This window comes from Stenotrophomonas sp. SXG-1 (assembly GCF_014083965.1).
GTDB lineage: Bacteria > Pseudomonadota > Gammaproteobacteria > Xanthomonadales > Xanthomonadaceae > Stenotrophomonas > Stenotrophomonas geniculata.
The window spans coordinates 585,629-601,014 of the sequence record NZ_CP046588.1; the positions used below are offsets into that span (position 1 = coordinate 585,629).

A 15,386-nucleotide genomic window follows, 5' to 3' on the forward strand; every position below is an offset into this window, starting at 1 on the left:
GGAATGGGCGTAGAACGCCGATTGCAGCATTGGCGCCGAGCACTGGCAAGTCGATTAAACTGGATTCCATGGACCCGATCACACCGCCGCCGCGTTCGCGCACGATTTACCTGCTGCCCAACCTGTTCACCACCGCCGGCCTGTTTGCCGGCTTCTACGCGATCATCGCCGCGGCCAACGGGGACTTCGTCAACGCCAGCATCGCCGTGTTCGTGGCAGCGGTGATGGATGGCCTGGATGGGCGCGTGGCGCGCCTGACCGGCACCAGCAGTGAATTCGGCGTGCAGTACGACTCGCTGGCCGATCTGGTCAGCTTCGGCATGGCCCCGGCGCTGGTGATGTACCACTGGTCGCTGTCATGGCTGAAGTTCGATGATCCGCTGCTCGGCCGCGTCGGCTGGGCCGTGGCCTTCCTGTATGCGGCCTGCGCGGCACTGCGCCTGGCCCGCTTCAACACCCAGGTGGCGGTGGTCGACAAGCGCTGGTTCGTCGGCCTGGCCAGCCCGGCCGCGGCCGGCCTGATGATGTCCTTCGTCTGGGCGTTCGCCGATGGCAACCTGGGCTGGGACGGCAACCAGCTGCGCTACGTGGCGCTGGCGGTGACGATCATCGCGGCGCTGCTGATGGTCAGCCGCATCCGCTTCTGGAGCTTCAAGGGCGGCGCTGCCAAGGGCACCCGTTCGGACCGCGTGCCGTTCCTGGTGCTGGCACTGGTACCGGTGGCCATCGCCATCGCGGTCATCGATCTGCCGCGCGTGCTGTTCGCGGTGGGCATCCTGTACGCCTTGTCCGGCCCAGTGATGTGGGCCGTGCAGCGCCTGCGCAAGAAGCCCGAGGCCGCGTGAGCCAGGACCTGCCCGTGCTGTGGTCACCGGCCCAGCAGGCCTGGCTGCAGGCCATGGGCTACACCGTCTACCACGACGGCCAGTTGGCCGCGGAACTGGATGCCGCGCTGCAGCTGAGCGTGGCCGAAGCCGAGACGGCTGCCGCGCCAGCGGCGGAGCAGGCGCGGGCATCCACCGCACCCGCGCGCGAGCCTCTGGCTGCGTCCACACCGGTTTCCCGCCAGGAGCGTCCGGCACCCCCGCGTCGCGAGACCCCGGTCAGCGCACCGGACACCGCGCCTGCCGCTGCCCGCCCGCTGCCCGGCGGCAATGCCCGGCAGCCGGTGGTGCGGCTGCCGGATCGCCTGCAGATCGCCTTGCTGCGCGCGTCCGGCTGCAACCCCAACGATCCGGCCACGCAGGCGCTGATGGACAGCTGGCCGCTGGACCAGCTGCGCCAGGACCCGGCCGCCAAGCGCGCGCTGTGGCCGCAGCTGCGCACCCTGCGCAAGCGGGGCACGCCATGAGTGCGGTCAGCCAGCCCGGTCCGGTCAGCCTGCGTGCGCTGCGCGAGAGCGACCTCAACGCGGTGATGGCGATTGAAGTACGCGGCTATCCGTTTCCCTGGACCCGCGGCATCTTCGTTGACTGCCTGCGTGCGGGTTATCCCGGCCTGGCGATGGAGCGCGATGGCCAGCTGATCGGCTACGGCGTGCTCAGCATCGCCGCCGACGAGGCCCATGTGCTGAACATCTGCATCGACCCGTTCACGCAGTCGCGTGGCCTCGGGCGGCAACTGCTGCGGGCGCTGGTGCAGCTGGCCGGCGACCGTGGCGCGCAGCGGGTGTTCCTGGAAGTGCGTCCGTCCAACACGCCGGCGCTGGCGCTGTACCACAGCGAAGGCTTCAACGAGATCGGCCGCCGCCCGCGTTACTACCCGGCCGCACAGGGCCGCGAGGACGCGGTGGTGATGGCGATCGAACTGGTCGACGGCGACCTGCAGGCGATGCCGCCGCTGTAACCGGGAAGGGTTGCCGGCCAGCGGCCGGCACTACCGATGGATCTCCGCTGTCATCGACACATCACCTGCCGTGGTAGGTGCCAACCTTGGTTGGCACGCATTGCTCACGCCAACCGCAGTGCCAATACACCGCCTACGATGAGCGCCGCCGCCAGCCAGCGCGCACGCGGAATGCGCTCGCGCAGGAGGAACACCGAGATCAGCAGCGCGAACAGGATCGAAGACTCACGCAGCGCGGAGACCATCGCCACCGGCGCCTGGGTCATCGCCCACAACGCCATCGCATAGGACGCCGTGGTGCCGACGCCGCCGGCCAGACCGAGAGGCCAATGCTGCCGCGCATAGTCCAGCACCGCGCCGCGCCGGGTGTACAGCGCCCACAATGGCAGGGGAATGCCCGACAGCAGGAACAGCCACAGCGTGTAGCTGAGCGCACTGCCGGACTGGCGCGCACCCTGCGCGTCGACCAGGGTGTAGGTGGCGATCATCGCCGCGGTCAGCAGTGGCAAGCGCAGTTGGCCGCCACGCGCACCCAGTGCCATGCACAGGATGCCGGTGCTCACCAGCACCACGCCCAGCCACGCGGCAGCTGGCAATTGTTCGCCCAGCAGGGTGCCGGCCAGCGCAACCAGGATCGGCGCGCTGCCACGCATCAGGGGATAGGCCAGGCTCATGTCGACCTGCTGGTAGCAGCGTGCGACCAGGCTGTAGTACGTCACCTGCAACAGCACCGACGCGCCCAGCCACGGCAAGCAGTGCGCGGCCGGGAACGGCAGGAAGGGCAGGGCGGCCGCCGACAGTAGCGCGGCGCTGCCCGTGACCAGCACGGTGCCGAGGAATTTGTCTGGTCCGCGCTTGACGATCGCATTCCAGCTGGCATGCAGGGCCGCGGCCGCGAGGACCAGCAGGAAAATGGGCAGAGGCATCGGGCGATGATGCCATGTCGGGAAAATGTTCCGGGTTTGGTGGGTGCCAACCTTGGTTGGCACATCGCTCAGTGCGGACCGAGGTCCGCACACACCAGCATGGTGCTTACAGCTTCGCGCGCTGCTCGCGCAGGCCGGCCAGCTGGGTGTTCCAGTCGACCAGGCGCACGCGTTCCTGCTCGACCACCGCCGGTGGCACCTTGTCGGTGAACCTGGCCAGCTTGGTCTCGCTCTTTTCCTTTTCGGCTTCGACGCGGGCGATTTCCTTGTCCAGGCGCACGCGCTCGGCGTCGAGATCGACCAGGCCTTCCAGCGGCACCAGCAGCTTCAGCTCGCCCACGATCGCAGCGGCAGCCGGCGGTGCGCTTTCGCCTTCGGCCAGCCACTGGATGCTGTCCAGCTTCAGCAGGAACGACAGCGAAGCGCTGAAGCGTTCGATGCGCACGCGGTCCTGTGCCAGGCCGGCCTGCAGGCGCAGCGGCACCAGCTTGGACGGGGCGACGTTCAATTCGCTGCGCACGCGGCGCACGGCACTGATCACCGCCTTCAGCCATTCCACGTCGGCCTCGGCCTGGGCGAAATCGCCCTCGAACTCGGCCGCGGTCGGGTACGGGCGCAGCGACAGCGTGGTTTCGGCCAGGCCCAGGCGCGGGGCCAGCTGCTGCCACAGCTGTTCGGTGATGAACGGCGTGAGCGGGTGCAGCAGGCGCAGCAGCGCTTCCAGCACGTACAGCAGGGTGTGGCGGGTGCTTTCGGCATCGGCGCCGTCGGCACCGTTCAGGGCCGGCTTGCTCAGTTCCAGGAACCAGTCGCAGAACGCGTTCCAGGCGAACTCGTACAGGCACTGTGCCAGCAGATCGAAGCGGTAGGCGGCGAAATGGCCCTGCGCTTCGGCAGTGGTGGCGGCCAGGCGCGCGAGGATCCAGCGCTCGGCATCGGTGCGCGGCTTGGGCACGCCGGTGAACGCGGCACCTTCAGTGTTCATCAGCGCGAAGCGGCTGGCATTCCACAGCTTGTTGCAGAAGTTCTTGTAGCCCTCGGCGCGGTTCATGTCGAACTTGATGTCGCGGCCGTGGGTGGCCAGCGCGGCGATGGTGAAGCGCAGCGCATCGGCACCGTGGGCAGCAATGCCGTCCGGGAATTCCTTGCGGGTGGCCTTTTCGATCTTCTCCACCATCTTCGGCTGCATCAGGCCGCCAGTACGCTTGGCGACCAGGTCGTCGATGGTGATGCCGTCGATGATGTCCAGCGGGTCGAGCACGTTGCCCTTGCTCTTGGACATCTTCTGGCCCTGGCCGTCGCGGATCAGGCCAGTGAAGTAGACGTCCTTGAACGGGATCTTCCCGACCAGGTTGTCGGTGGCCATGATCATGCGCGCCACCCAGAAGAAGATGATGTCGAAGCCGGTGATCAGCACCGACGACGGCAGGTAGCGGTCGAAGCCACGCTCGGCCATGGCCTGCTCGTTCGGCCAGCCCAGGGTGGAGAACGGCCACAGTTGCGAGGAGAACCAGGTCTCCAGCACGTCGCTTTCCTGGTTCAGCACCACGTCGCTGCCGAGGTTGTTCTTTGCCCGCACTTCCTCTTCGCTGCGACCGACGTAGCAGCTGCCGGTGGCTTCGTCGAACCACGCCGGGATGCGGTGGCCCCACCACAGCTGGCGGCTGATGCACCAGTCCTGGATGTTGTTCATCCAGTGGCGGTAGGTGTTGATCCAGTTCGGCGGCACGAAGGAAATGCTTCCGTCCTCGACCAGTTCCAGGCCACGCTTGGCCAGGTCGTCCATCTTCACGAACCACTGGTCGGTCAGGTACGGCTCGATCACCTGGCCGGTGCGATCACCGCGCGGCACCTGCAGCTTGTGCGCCTTGGTCTCGACCAGGATGCCGAGGTCTTCCAGCTCGGCCAGCACGGCCTTGCGTGCTGCGTAGCGGTCCAGGCCCTGGAAGCGTTCCGGCGCATTCTCGTTCAGCGCCGCCATCGGGGTGAACAGGTTGATCATCGGCAGGCTGTGGCGCACGCCCACTTCATAGTCGTTGAAATCGTGCGCCGGGGTGACCTTGACCACGCCGGTGCCGAACGCACGGTCCACGTAATCGTCGGCGATCACCGGCACGCGGCGGCCGGTCAACGGCAGCACCACCTGCTTGCCGATCAGGTGCGCATAGCGCTCGTCTTCCGGATGCACCATCACCGCCGTATCACCCAGCAGGGTTTCCGGGCGCGTGGTGGCGACCACCAGGTAGTCGCGGGTTTCGCGCAGGGTTTCCACGCCGTCGCCATCGCGCTCGACGTGCTCGTAGCTCAGGCCTTCATCCAGCGTGTAGGCGATCGACCACAGGAAGCCGTCTTCCTCGGCGCTCTCCACTTCCAGGTCGGAAATGGCGGTCTTCAGCACCGGGTCCCAGTTGACCAGGCGCTGGCCACGGTAGATCAGGCCCTGCTCGTACCAGCGCACGAAGGCTTCGTTGACGGCGGCCGACGGCTGCGGGTCCATGGTGAAGGTGCTGCGCGACCAGTCGGCGGAGGTGCCGAGGCGGCGCATCTGGCGCTCGATGGTGTCGCCGGACTGCTGCTTCCACTCCCAGACCTTGCCGATGAAGCCCTCGCGGCCCAGCGAATCGCGGGTCTCGCCCTTGCCTTCCAGCGCCAGGTTGCGGCTGACCACCATTTCGGTGGCAATGCCGGCATGGTCGGTACCGACCTGCCACAGCGTGTCGTAGCCACGCATGCGGTGGTAGCGCACCAGCGCATCCATCAGGGTCTGCTGGAACGCGTGGCCCATGTGCAGGGTGCCGGTTACGTTCGGCGGCGGCAGCAGGATGGTGTACGGCTCGCCCGTGCCGGACGGCTTGAAGTGGCCGGCCTTCTCCCAGGCCTCGTAGAGGTTGGTCTCGAAGGACTTCGGGTCGTAGCTGGAGGCGAGTTGGGTCATGCGGGGGAACCAGGAGGTAATCGTTGAAGGATCAGGGCGCGGCGGCGGCCCATCAAGGGGGCCGGGGCGCGCTTACATGTCGTGCTTGTTCAGGTCGTAACCGGCGGCCTTGTACTGGCGCCAGCGTTCGCGCAGCGGTTCGCGCGCTTCCGGGTCGGCCGGAACCACTTCCAGCACGCGCTCGCACTCGCCCAGCCAGGGTTCATCACGCAGGTTGATCACCAGCGGACGCGCCGGTGCCCCGGTGCCGGGTACGGCGATCAGCACCAGCGCTTCTTCCTCGTCCATGTCCTCGCCGGCGATCTGGTGCGGGATGTAAGCGTCGTTGTCGAACGCCCACAGCAGTTCGTCCAGCTCCTCGGCCTGGGCCTGGTCGCGGGCCAGCACCAGGGTGAACAGCCCGGCGTCGTTGGCCTTGCGTGCCAGCTCGCAGACCAGGCGCAACGGCTCGGTCAGGAAGCGGGGCTTGGCGATCAGGTAGAAGTCGGCGCGGGGCATGGCAGGGTCCGGGTCAGGCAGGGTTCCGGCGGTGCCGGGCGAGGCCCCGGCCGGCGGGCGCCGGCCAGGGTCGGGTACGGCATCAGGCGCGGGCGGCCTGGTCCAGCAGCCACTGGCTCAGCAGGCCGACCGGGCGGCCGGTGGCCATGCCACGCTTGCCTTCATCGCTGGCCACGCCGGCGATGTCCAGGTGGGCCCAGCGCTGGCCTTCGGTGAAGCGAGACAGGAAGCAGCCAGCGGTGATCGCGCCGGCCCAGCGGCCGCCGATGTTGTAGACGTCGGCGAAGGTCGAATCCAGCATCGGCTGGTACTCGTCCCACAGCGGCAGGCGCCAGGCGCGGTCGAACACGTGCTCGCCGGCGGCCAGCAGCTCGTTGGCCAGGTCGTCGTGCTTGCTCATCAGGCCGGCGGTCTGGTGGCCCAGGGCGACCATGCAGGCACCGGTCAGGGTGGCCACGTCGACCAGCGCGGCCGGCTCGAAGCGCTGCGCGTAAGTCAGCGCGTCGCACAGGATCAGGCGGCCTTCGGCGTCGGTGTTGCCCACTTCGATGGTCTTGCCCGACATCGAGGTGATCACGTCGGACGGACGGTAGGCGTTGCCGTCGATGGCGTTTTCAACGGCCGGCACCACCACCACCAGGTTCAGCGGCAGCTTGGCCTTGACCGCAGCGACGAAGGTGCCGATGACGTTGGCGCCACCGCACATGTCGTACTTCATTTCTTCGATGCCGCCCTGGGTCTTCAGGTTGACGCCACCGGTATCGAAGGTGATGCCCTTGCCGACCAGTACATAGGGCTTGGCGTCGCCAGCACCGGTCCACTTCAGCACCACCAGGCGCGGGCGGTTGGCCGAACCACGGGCCACGGCCAGCAGCGAACCCATGCCCAGCGCTTCCATCTGGTGCTCGTCGAGGATCTCGGCTTCGGCACCGTCATGCTCGCCGGCGAACTTCACGCCCACCTCGGCCAGGTAGGCCGGGGTGCAGTAGTTCGGCGGCAGGTTGCCCAGCTCGCGGGCGAACTCGACACCGGCGGCGATGGCCTGGCCCTGGGCCAGGGCCTGCGCGTCGTCACCGGCGATGGCCAGCTGGGCCAGGCCGGCGTCGTCGGCCTTCTTCTTGCCCAGGGTGGCGGTGTAGCGGTAGGCGGCGTGATCGGCGGCGATCACCGCCTGGCGGATCGCCCAGGCCGCGTCGCGGTCCTTGATGGCCACTTCGGACAGGGTGAACAGTGCGCTGCGGGCAGCACCAGCCTTCAGCGCGCGCACGGCGTCGCCGACGGCCTTCAGGTACTGCGGCACGCCGAAACGGGCGACTTCGCCCAGGCCGACCACCAGCACGCGCGGGGCGGTCACGCCCGGCAGGTCATGCAGCAGGGTGGTGGCGCCGGTCTTGCCGGACAGGTCGCCGCGCTGGGCCAGGGCGGCCAGGCGGCCACCGCTGGCGGCGTCCAGGGCCTGTGCGGCCGGGGTCAGGGTATGGTCGGCATAGGCGCCGACCACCAGGCAATCAACGGTGGCGGCGGCCGGAGCAACGTGGTTCAGGGTGAATTCGAGGGCCATTGAGCAGATTCCATTGGCGAGTCCGTACAATCGCAGGCCGTTTACGCCCAGACAGTAGACTGGGCGGCACCGCGAACGAACCCCAGAGTTTAAACCACCGCCCCATGCTGAAGCTCGACCGATACCTGCTGGGCGATTTCGTCCAGAGTTTCCTGGCTACCCTGATCGTCCTGCTGGTGGTCAGCGTGGGCGGCGTGCTGGTGGACATCCTCGGCAACATCGCCGACGGGCGGCTGCCGGCCAAGCTGCTGTTCTCGCAGCTGGGCCTGCAGTTCATCGCCTACCTGCCGCTGATCCTGCCGCTGGCACTGATGCTGGGCCTGCTGCTGGCCATCGCCCGCCTGTACCGCGATTCGGAAATGGCGGTCATCACCGCCATTGGCGTGGGCCCCAAGCGCCTGCTGCGGCCGCTGCTGATGCTGGTGGTGCCGGTGGTGCTGCTGGTCGGCGCCTGCTCGCTGTGGCTGGGCCCGTGGGCCGGCCGGGTGGCCGAGCAGATGATCATCGAGGCCAACCGCAGCGTGCTGATGGCCGGCCTGGAGCCGGGCCGCTTCACCCCGCTGCCCAATGGCGGCGTGGTCTACCTGTCCTCGATCTCGCCCGATGGCACCCAGCTGGGCAAAGTGTTCCTGCAGCGCCAGAAGGATGACCGCCTGGAGGTGGTGTCGGCCAATGGCGGTCGCATGTTCTTCGAGGGTACCCGCCAGCGCTTCCTGGAGCTGGATGACGGCCACCAGGTGGAAGGGCCGGTGGCCGGTGCGCTGGACTACCGCCTGGCGACCTTCGCCCGCAATGACGTGGCCCTGCCCGATGGCGCGCAGATCCGCACCGAGGATGACCCGGAACTGATGCCGACCCTGCAGCTGATCGGCGATGAGCGTCCGCAGGCGCAGGCGCAGCTGCACCGCCGCCTGGCCCCGCCGCTGATCGCGCTGGCGTTCGCCCTGCTGACCGTGCCGCTGGGCCGCAGCTCGCCGCGCCAGCAGCGCTACGGCCGCATGATGCTGGCGCTGATGGCCTACATGGTCGGCACCAACCTGATGTTCATCGGCAGCGGCTGGATCGCCAACGGCAAGATCCCCCCTGCGCTCGGCCTGTGGTGGTTGACCCTGCCGCTGCTGGCGCTGGCCATCTGGATGTATGCACGTGATGGCCGCCTGGGCCGCCCGAAGGGAGCCCGCGCATGAGGCTGCGCCCGATGCGTTTCGACCTGTACCTGGGCCGGTCGGTGTTCACCACCGTGTTGCTGACCTGGGCCGTACTGGTCGGCCTGGACGTGGTGATGGCGTTCTCCGGCGAGTTCAAGGACATCGGCAAGAACGGTTACACCCTGGGCCATGCCGCCGCCTGGGTGCTGTACACGGTGCCGCGCCGCGCCTACACCATGTTCCCCACCGCCGCGGTGATCGGTGCGCTGATGGGCCTGGGCCAGCTGGCTGCCACCTCCGAGCTGACCGCACTGCGCGCGCTGGGCCTGTCGCGCAAGCGCCTGAGCGTGTCGGTGGCGATCGCGCTGTCGCTGCTGACCGCGGTGATGGTGCTCAGCGCCGAGACGCTGGGTCCCTGGGGCCAGGACCGTGCCGATGCGTTGAAGTCCAGTGCCAAGTGGGGGCGGGATATCGCCACCAGCCGTTATTCGGGCCTGTGGGCACGCGAGGGCGATACCTTCCTCAATGCGCAGAGTGGCGAGGAGCAGCTGGTTGGCGACAAGGGCACGCGCCTGATCCTGCGCGACGTGCGCCTGTATCGCATCGCTGAAGACGGCCGGATCGCCTCGCTGACCCATGCTGCCACCGTCGAGCATGACAAGGATGGCTGGGTATTGACGGGCGTGCGCCGGGACACCTTTGGTGAACGCTCGGCCACGCGTGAGGAAGTGGCGCGCGAAGCGTGGAATTCTTCGCTGGATCCGGCGGCGCTGGCCACCGGCATCGCCAAGCCGCGCAACCTCAGCGTGGCCGAACTGAGCACCAGCATCGCCTATCGCCAGCGCAACGGGCTGGATGCGCGCGACTTCGAGGATGTGTACTGGAGCCGCTGGTTCTACCCGGTGAACGTGCTGGCGCTGTGCCTGGCGGCGGTGCCGTTCGCGTTCGGTTCGCTGCGCAGCGGCGGCATGGGCAAGCGCCTGTTCCTGGGCATCCTGTTCGCGCTGGGCTTCTGGCTGCTGCAGCTGTTCTTCGGGCGCATGGCCGGCGCGTTGAAGTTCGATTACCGCATTGCCTATGCGCTACCACCGATCGTGATGCTGGCGGTGTCCGGACTGCTGTTCCGGCGCAAGTCGGGCTGATTCTGGTTGTTGTAGAGCCGAGCCTGTGCTCGGCTGTCGCGTACAGTGCGGAAAGCAGCCGAGCACGGGCTCGGCTCTACAGACAGCGCCTTACCGTTTCGGCATGCGCACCAGGCGGGTACCGCTGGCGCGGTCATGCCAGGTCAGGCGTTCGCGATCGACCCACGCCCACCAGAAGCCCAGTCCACCCAGCAGCAGGGACAGCGTGCCCACGGCGAAACGCAGCCACAGCTGGCTGCGCCGCAGCGGCGCGCCATCGCTGGAGTGCAGTTTCAGCCGCCACGGCCGCATGCCCAGCGTCTGCCCGCCGCGGCGCCAGCTTGCCGTCGCGTACCACCCCGTGATCGCCCAGCACACCGCCCACAGCAGCCACTGCCAGGCACTGAACGGCGCGATGTTCTCGCGCTGGGCATGGCCGCTGAAGGTGTAGGCAAGGGTGAACAGGGTGCCGGCCAGCATCCACAGCGCCAGCACCGGCAGCGCGTCGTAGACCATCGCCAGCGCGCGCCACAGCAGCAATGCGCGCGGGCGGGGCAGTTCGGTAGCGGCCGCAGGGGCCGTATCAATGGCGGGGCGGGACATGCGCCGAGCATACGCAATGCTGGCCGCATCCGCAGTGGCCCTCGTATCCTCTACGCATGGCCTCTGTTTCCACCCCCGCCGAACGCCGCCAGCTGGTGCAGCAACTGCCGGAACTGCGCGCCGATGACAGCGTGCGCATCCAGCGCTTCCTCGATGCGATCTGGGCCGAGAACGGCCTGGCCCGCGCCACCCTCGACAGCTACCGGCGCGACCTGGAAGGGCTGGCACGCTGGATGGACGGGCGCGATGGTGGCCTGGCCGGCATCGAGCGTCCCGGCCTGTTCGACTATCTGGCTTGGCGTACCCGCCACGGCTGGTCACCGCGCAGCAATGCGCGGTTGCTGTCGGCGCTGCGGGCGTTCTTCGCCGATGGCGTGCGCCGCGGCGAACGCAGCGAGGATCCCAGCGCGCTGCTGGATCCGCCCAAGCTGCCACGATTGCTGCCCAAGGCGCTGGCCGAGAGCCAGATCGACGCGCTGTTGGCAGCACCGGATGTCGACAGCCCGCTGGGCCTGCGCGATCGGGCCATGCTGGAGCTGATGTATGCCGCCGGCCTGCGCGTGAGCGAGCTGGTGCTGCTGCCCGCCACCGCGGTCAACCTGCGCCAGGGCGTGCTGCGGGTCACCGGCAAGGGCAGCAAGGAACGGCTGGTGCCGCTGGGTGAGGAGTCGCAGCACTGGCTGGAGCGTTACCTGCAGCAGTCGCGCCCGCTGCTGGTCGGCAAGGGCAAGGTGCACGCGTTGGCAGACGGGCAGACACCGTTGTTCGTCGAGCCGACGCTGCATGCGCTGACCCGCCAGGCGTTCTGGCATCTGGTCAAGCGCCACGCCCAGGTGGCCGGCATCGATCCGGCGCGGATCAGCCCGCATGGCCTGCGGCACAGCTTTGCCACGCATCTGCTCAACCGCGGTGCCGACCTGCGCGCGCTGCAGATGCTGCTCGGCCACAGCTCGCTGTCGACCACCCAGATCTACACCCTGGTGGCCCGCGAACACCTGCAGAAGCTGCACGCACGCCACCATCCGCGCGGCTGAGCGCAGGCCTGAACCCCGGCCTCAAGCGTCGGGCGGTGTCGCGGCCCGGTCGCGGCAGCTGTGTCAGAATCCGGGGTCTTCTTCTGCCGCGGACCGCTCCATGCTCCGATTTGCCATCGCCGCCGTGTTCGGTGCGCTCAGCCTGACCGCCTGCGCCCAGCCGGCCCCGCCAGCTGCCAAGGCACCCGCCACCGCTGCGGCCAAGGCCAGCCCGGCCGCCAACGCGTCGGCCGATCAGGCCGTGCGCGCCGCGCTGACCGCGCTGAACCCCGGTTTCCAGGTGGACTACATCGGTGCTGCACCGTTCCCCGGCTTCCGTGAGGTCGTCGTGTCCGGCCAGCTGCTGTACGTGTCCGATGATGGCCGCTACCTGTTCCAGTCGCAGCCCTACGACACCCGCGCCAAGGGCCCGGCCAACAGCGAAGGCCTGCTCGGCTACCGCCGCGATCTGCTGGCCAAGGCCAACCATGGCGACCGCATCGTGTTCGCCGCGCCGAATGCCAAGTACACCATCAGCGTGTTCACCGACATCGAGTGTGGCTACTGCCGCAAACTGCACCAGGACATCGCCGAGCTCAACCGCAACGGCATCACCGTCGAGTACCTGGCGTTCCCGCGCATGGGGCTGGGCAGCAAGGACTACACCGACATGATCTCGGTCTGGTGTGCAGCGGATCGCCGCCAGGCGCTGACCAATGCCAAGCGCGGTGGCAATGTGCCGGCCAAGAACTGCACCAACCCGGTGGCGATGCAGTACGCACTGGGCCAGCAGCTGGGCGTGAACGGGACGCCGGCGATCTTCGCGCCGGACGGTACCCAGCTGGGCGGTTACCTGCCGCCGGCGCAGCTGCGCGCGGCGCTGGAAAAGCTGTCGGCCAAGCGCTGATCGTCGCATGTCATTCGCTGTAGAGCCGAGCCCGTGCTCGGCTCCGGCAACATCAGCCGAGCATGGGCTCGGCTCTACAGGTCAGGGGCCGGGGACGCGTTGCGCCCCCGGCTTTTTTCTTATTTCAGGCCATCACTGACCGCCTTGGTCAGCGTGCCCTGTGCATCGTCACCACTGAACTCCCAGACGAACGCGCCGCCCAGGCCCTGGGTCTTCACGTAGCCCATCTTGCGGGTGATGTTGGCCGGGGTATCGAAGCTCCACAGCGTGCTGCCGTTGTAGATCCAGGTGGCACCGGCGGTGTTGTCGGTGTAGCCCGGCCACGCCAGGTTCTTCAGCACCTTCCAGTCTTCGATGCCGGCTTCATACGTGCCCGGAGCGGCGCCAGTGGCGGTCTGGTACAGGCCGTTGTTGGCGTTGGCCACCCCGGTCCAGCCACGCCCGTAATAGCCGATGCCCAGGTTGAGCTTGGCGGCGGGCACGCCTCGGCTGATGAAGGCCTCGATGGCGTCGTTGCTGTTGTACAGCTTCTGGTCGCCGGTGGACGGATCATTCGGCGAATCAAACAGCGCCGACTGGTGATTGGTCTTCGCATCCCACGCACCGTGGAAGTCGTAGGTCATCACGTTGATGTAGTCCAGGTACGGGTGGTACGCGGCCGGATCGGTGACGCGGATCTTGTCGATGCCGGCGCCCACCGCCACCGTCAGCAACAGGCCCGGACGCACCGCATCGAGCTGGCGGCGGAACTCGGCCATCAGTGCGGTGAAGTTGGCGTTGTCTTCCGGCTTGCCGCATTCGATGCCGCAGGCCACCGGGTATTCCCAGTCGATGTCGATGCCGTCGAACACGCCCAGCGCGGCACCGGCGCCACCGGCACCGTCGGTCACCGGCAGGTTGCCCTTGATGTAGGCGTCGATGCACGAGGCAACGAAGGCCTGGCGGTTTTCCGGGCGCGCCGCGCTGGAGAAGCCGCGCGACCAGGTCCAGCCACCCAGCGAGATCAGCACCTTCATGCCCGGGTACTTGGCCTTGAGCTGCTTGAGCTGGTTCCAGTTGCCGCGCAGCGGCTGGTCCCAGGTATCGGCGCTGCCGCTGACACTCTCGGCGGCACTGAAGGCCTTGGTGTAGTCGGCGAAGGCGTCGCCACCGGCACCGCTGTTCGGATCCGACGGCTGGGTGATGCCCACTTCGCAGCGGTTGTTGCGCACGTTGCCGAACGCGTAGTTGATGTGGGTCAGGCGTGCGGCCGAGCCGCTGCTGTCGATGTTCTTGACCCGGTAGTTGCGGCCGTAGATGCCCCACTGGGTGAAGTAGCCGATGACCCGCTTGCCGGTGGTGCCACCGTCACCGGCCAGCGTGGTGGCGCTGATCTCGGTGCCCTGTGCCGACGCATTGCCGGCGTTGTCGCGGGCGCGCACGCGGTAGCGGTAGGTGGTGGAGGCAGTCAGCCCGCCGTCGACATAGCTGGCACTGGACGGTGAACCGACCAGGCTGCCGTTGCGGTACACGTCGTAGCCGGCCACGCCGCTGCCGCCGGTGTTGTCGGTGGACGGGCTCCAGCTGAGCGCGATGCTGTTGGCGGTGCGCGTACCGACCGCCAGCCCGCCCGGCACGCTCGGTGCGGTGGTATCGCCACCGGCGGCGTTGACGGTGATGGTGATGGTCGCGGTGCTGCTGGTGGCGTTGTTGTTATCAGTGGCCACCGCGCGCAGGGTGTGGCTGCCGGCGCTGGCATTGGCCCAGCTGGCCGCGTACGGCGCACTGGTGGCCACGCCCAGCGTGCTGCCATCGCGGAAGAACTCGACCTTGGCGACGCTGCCGTCCGGATCACTGGCGTTGGCAGTCACGTTGACCGTGCTGCCGGCACTGAAGGTGGCGCCGTTGGCCGGCGAGGTCAGGCTGACCACCGGCGGCTGGTTGGCGCCGCTGCCATCGCAGGCGCCGAGGTTGGTGTAGTAGGGCGCACCGGCCGGATGGTCCGGCGGCGCGTTCCAGATGTCCTGGTTCGCCCGATAGAGGACGCCTCCTTTCTGCAGGGTATCGCCGGCCCGGTAGATCTTGGCCTGGTCCCATTGGGCCACCCCGGCACAACTGGCGGCCTGCGCCAGGCCGGGCAGGGCGGCGGCACCGGCGGCCAGGGCAAGCAGCCAGGCCAGGCGGTGGGGACGACAGCTTCGGGTCGAACGTTCGGCACTGCGCACAATCGGGTCGTACATGGGTAAGTCTCCGATCAAAGGGCGCGCGGGCCCCGATGGCGCCGCGCGTGACGCAGGTCCGGGCATCGCCCGGGAAGGCGACGGAGGGGCCGGACGGAGGTACCTGGGAGGCCGGGGAGAGAGTCCGGCGCCAGGTAGGGACAACGTTGTCATCAATTGTGTGGTCAATCCGTGAGCAAGTGCATGGTTCGGGGAATCGGGCGGAGAGCGCGCTGCGCGCGGTCGGCGGCCATCGGCGGTGCCCCTCGTGGTTGGTCGGCACGCGAATTCAAGGGTTTGGCCGGGCGGGTGGGCATCGCGGGGGACGCCGTAAACCCGTCCATGGGGGCTTGGCCGCGGCATCCATGCCGCGGACACCCCCGCGATGCCCACCCGCCCGACCCCTGACAGGTTCCTGCGCGGCCCAGCCACGAAAGACAGAACAGAAAATCAAAATCAAAAGCCGGTCGCTTCGCTCTTCAATGCCTGATTTCTGACTTCCTCTGGTTGCCGGCCAGCGGCCGGCACTACCGGGAACATCCACGCTTGGCGTGGATCTACCGCAGATCGCAGAAATCTGTCGAAGGCGGGGTGGGTCCGGTGGCGGGGGTGTCCGCGGCATGGATGCCGC

General features: G+C 68.2%; 13 protein-coding genes. 7 read left to right on the forward strand and 6 right to left on the reverse strand.

The features are described from left to right. Window positions 1-68: 68 nt before the first annotated feature. Genes pssA through rimI form a run of 3 tightly spaced genes read left to right on the forward strand, consistent with a single transcriptional unit; the run spans window position 69 to window position 1,845 of the window. Complete coding sequence (gene pssA, locus GOC52_RS02650; protein ID WP_005415206.1) at window positions 69-845, forward strand: CDP-diacylglycerol--serine O-phosphatidyltransferase; 777 nt, start codon at window positions 69-71, stop codon at window positions 843-845. Then, on the forward strand, window positions 842-1,351 hold the full coding sequence (locus GOC52_RS02655) for a hypothetical protein (RefSeq protein ID WP_191850613.1): 510 nt from the start codon (window positions 842-844) through the stop codon (window positions 1,349-1,351). The genes pssA and GOC52_RS02655 overlap by 4 nt, the downstream gene beginning before the upstream one ends. After that, the gene (gene rimI / locus GOC52_RS02660) at window positions 1,348-1,845 is read left to right on the forward strand and encodes a ribosomal protein S18-alanine N-acetyltransferase (protein ID WP_010480714.1); all 498 of its coding nucleotides are present in this window, start codon (window positions 1,348-1,350) and stop codon (window positions 1,843-1,845) included. Before GOC52_RS02655 ends, rimI begins: the two co-directional genes overlap by 4 nt. A gap of 104 nt (window positions 1,846-1,949) precedes the next feature. Here rimI and GOC52_RS02665 read toward each other — a convergent pair whose 3' ends face one another. The 4 genes from GOC52_RS02665 to GOC52_RS02680 all read right to left on the reverse strand — a co-directional run bounded on the left by GOC52_RS02665 (window position 1,950) and on the right by GOC52_RS02680 (window position 7,765). Continuing rightward, window positions 1,950-2,771 (reverse strand): EamA family transporter, encoded by an 822-nt coding sequence (locus tag GOC52_RS02665; protein WP_071306593.1) that lies wholly within the window; start codon window positions 2,769-2,771, stop codon window positions 1,950-1,952. 106 nt (window positions 2,772-2,877) lie between these two features. Further along, window positions 2,878-5,706 (reverse strand): valine--tRNA ligase, encoded by a 2,829-nt coding sequence (locus GOC52_RS02670; RefSeq protein WP_191850615.1) that lies wholly within the window; start codon window positions 5,704-5,706, stop codon window positions 2,878-2,880. A gap of 72 nt (window positions 5,707-5,778) precedes the next feature. Continuing rightward, on the reverse strand, window positions 5,779-6,204 hold the full coding sequence (locus tag GOC52_RS02675) for a DNA polymerase III subunit chi (RefSeq protein ID WP_010480719.1): 426 nt from the start codon (window positions 6,202-6,204) through the stop codon (window positions 5,779-5,781). An 82-nt stretch (window positions 6,205-6,286) separates the two neighbouring features. Continuing rightward, window positions 6,287-7,765 carry a leucyl aminopeptidase gene (locus GOC52_RS02680; RefSeq protein ID WP_053442497.1) on the reverse strand — a complete coding sequence of 493 codons (1,479 nt, stop codon included), beginning with the start codon at window positions 7,763-7,765 and terminating at the stop codon, window positions 6,287-6,289. A gap of 104 nt (window positions 7,766-7,869) precedes the next feature. Here GOC52_RS02680 and lptF point away from each other — a divergent pair, with 104 nt between their 5' ends. Beyond that, window positions 7,870-8,952, forward strand: a complete 1,083-nt coding sequence (gene lptF / locus GOC52_RS02685; protein WP_049434096.1) for an LPS export ABC transporter permease LptF — start codon at window positions 7,870-7,872, stop codon at window positions 8,950-8,952. Next, a complete protein-coding gene (gene lptG / locus GOC52_RS02690) occupies window positions 8,949-10,055 on the forward strand; it encodes an LPS export ABC transporter permease LptG (protein ID WP_010480722.1) in 1,107 nt (368 codons plus the stop codon). Before lptF ends, lptG begins: the two co-directional genes overlap by 4 nt. A 90-nt stretch (window positions 10,056-10,145) precedes the next feature. Here lptG and GOC52_RS02695 read toward each other — a convergent pair whose 3' ends face one another. Beyond that, on the reverse strand, window positions 10,146-10,637 hold the full coding sequence (locus tag GOC52_RS02695; protein WP_049452679.1) for an RDD family protein: 492 nt from the start codon (window positions 10,635-10,637) through the stop codon (window positions 10,146-10,148). A gap of 56 nt (window positions 10,638-10,693) precedes the next feature. On the opposite strand from GOC52_RS02695, the gene xerD reads away from it, so the two are divergent. Both xerD and GOC52_RS02705 read left to right on the forward strand, forming a co-directional pair. Continuing rightward, window positions 10,694-11,671 (forward strand): site-specific tyrosine recombinase XerD, encoded by a 978-nt coding sequence (gene xerD / locus GOC52_RS02700; RefSeq protein ID WP_010480724.1) that lies wholly within the window; start codon window positions 10,694-10,696, stop codon window positions 11,669-11,671. 100 nt (window positions 11,672-11,771) lie between these two features. Continuing rightward, on the forward strand, window positions 11,772-12,557 hold the full coding sequence (locus GOC52_RS02705; protein WP_010480725.1) for a thioredoxin fold domain-containing protein: 786 nt from the start codon (window positions 11,772-11,774) through the stop codon (window positions 12,555-12,557). A gap of 119 nt (window positions 12,558-12,676) precedes the next feature. Here GOC52_RS02705 and GOC52_RS02710 read toward each other — a convergent pair whose 3' ends face one another. Next, window positions 12,677-14,776, reverse strand: a complete 2,100-nt coding sequence (locus GOC52_RS02710) for a glycosyl hydrolase family 18 protein (RefSeq protein WP_049410574.1) — start codon at window positions 14,774-14,776, stop codon at window positions 12,677-12,679. Window positions 14,777-15,386 lie beyond the last annotated feature (610 nt).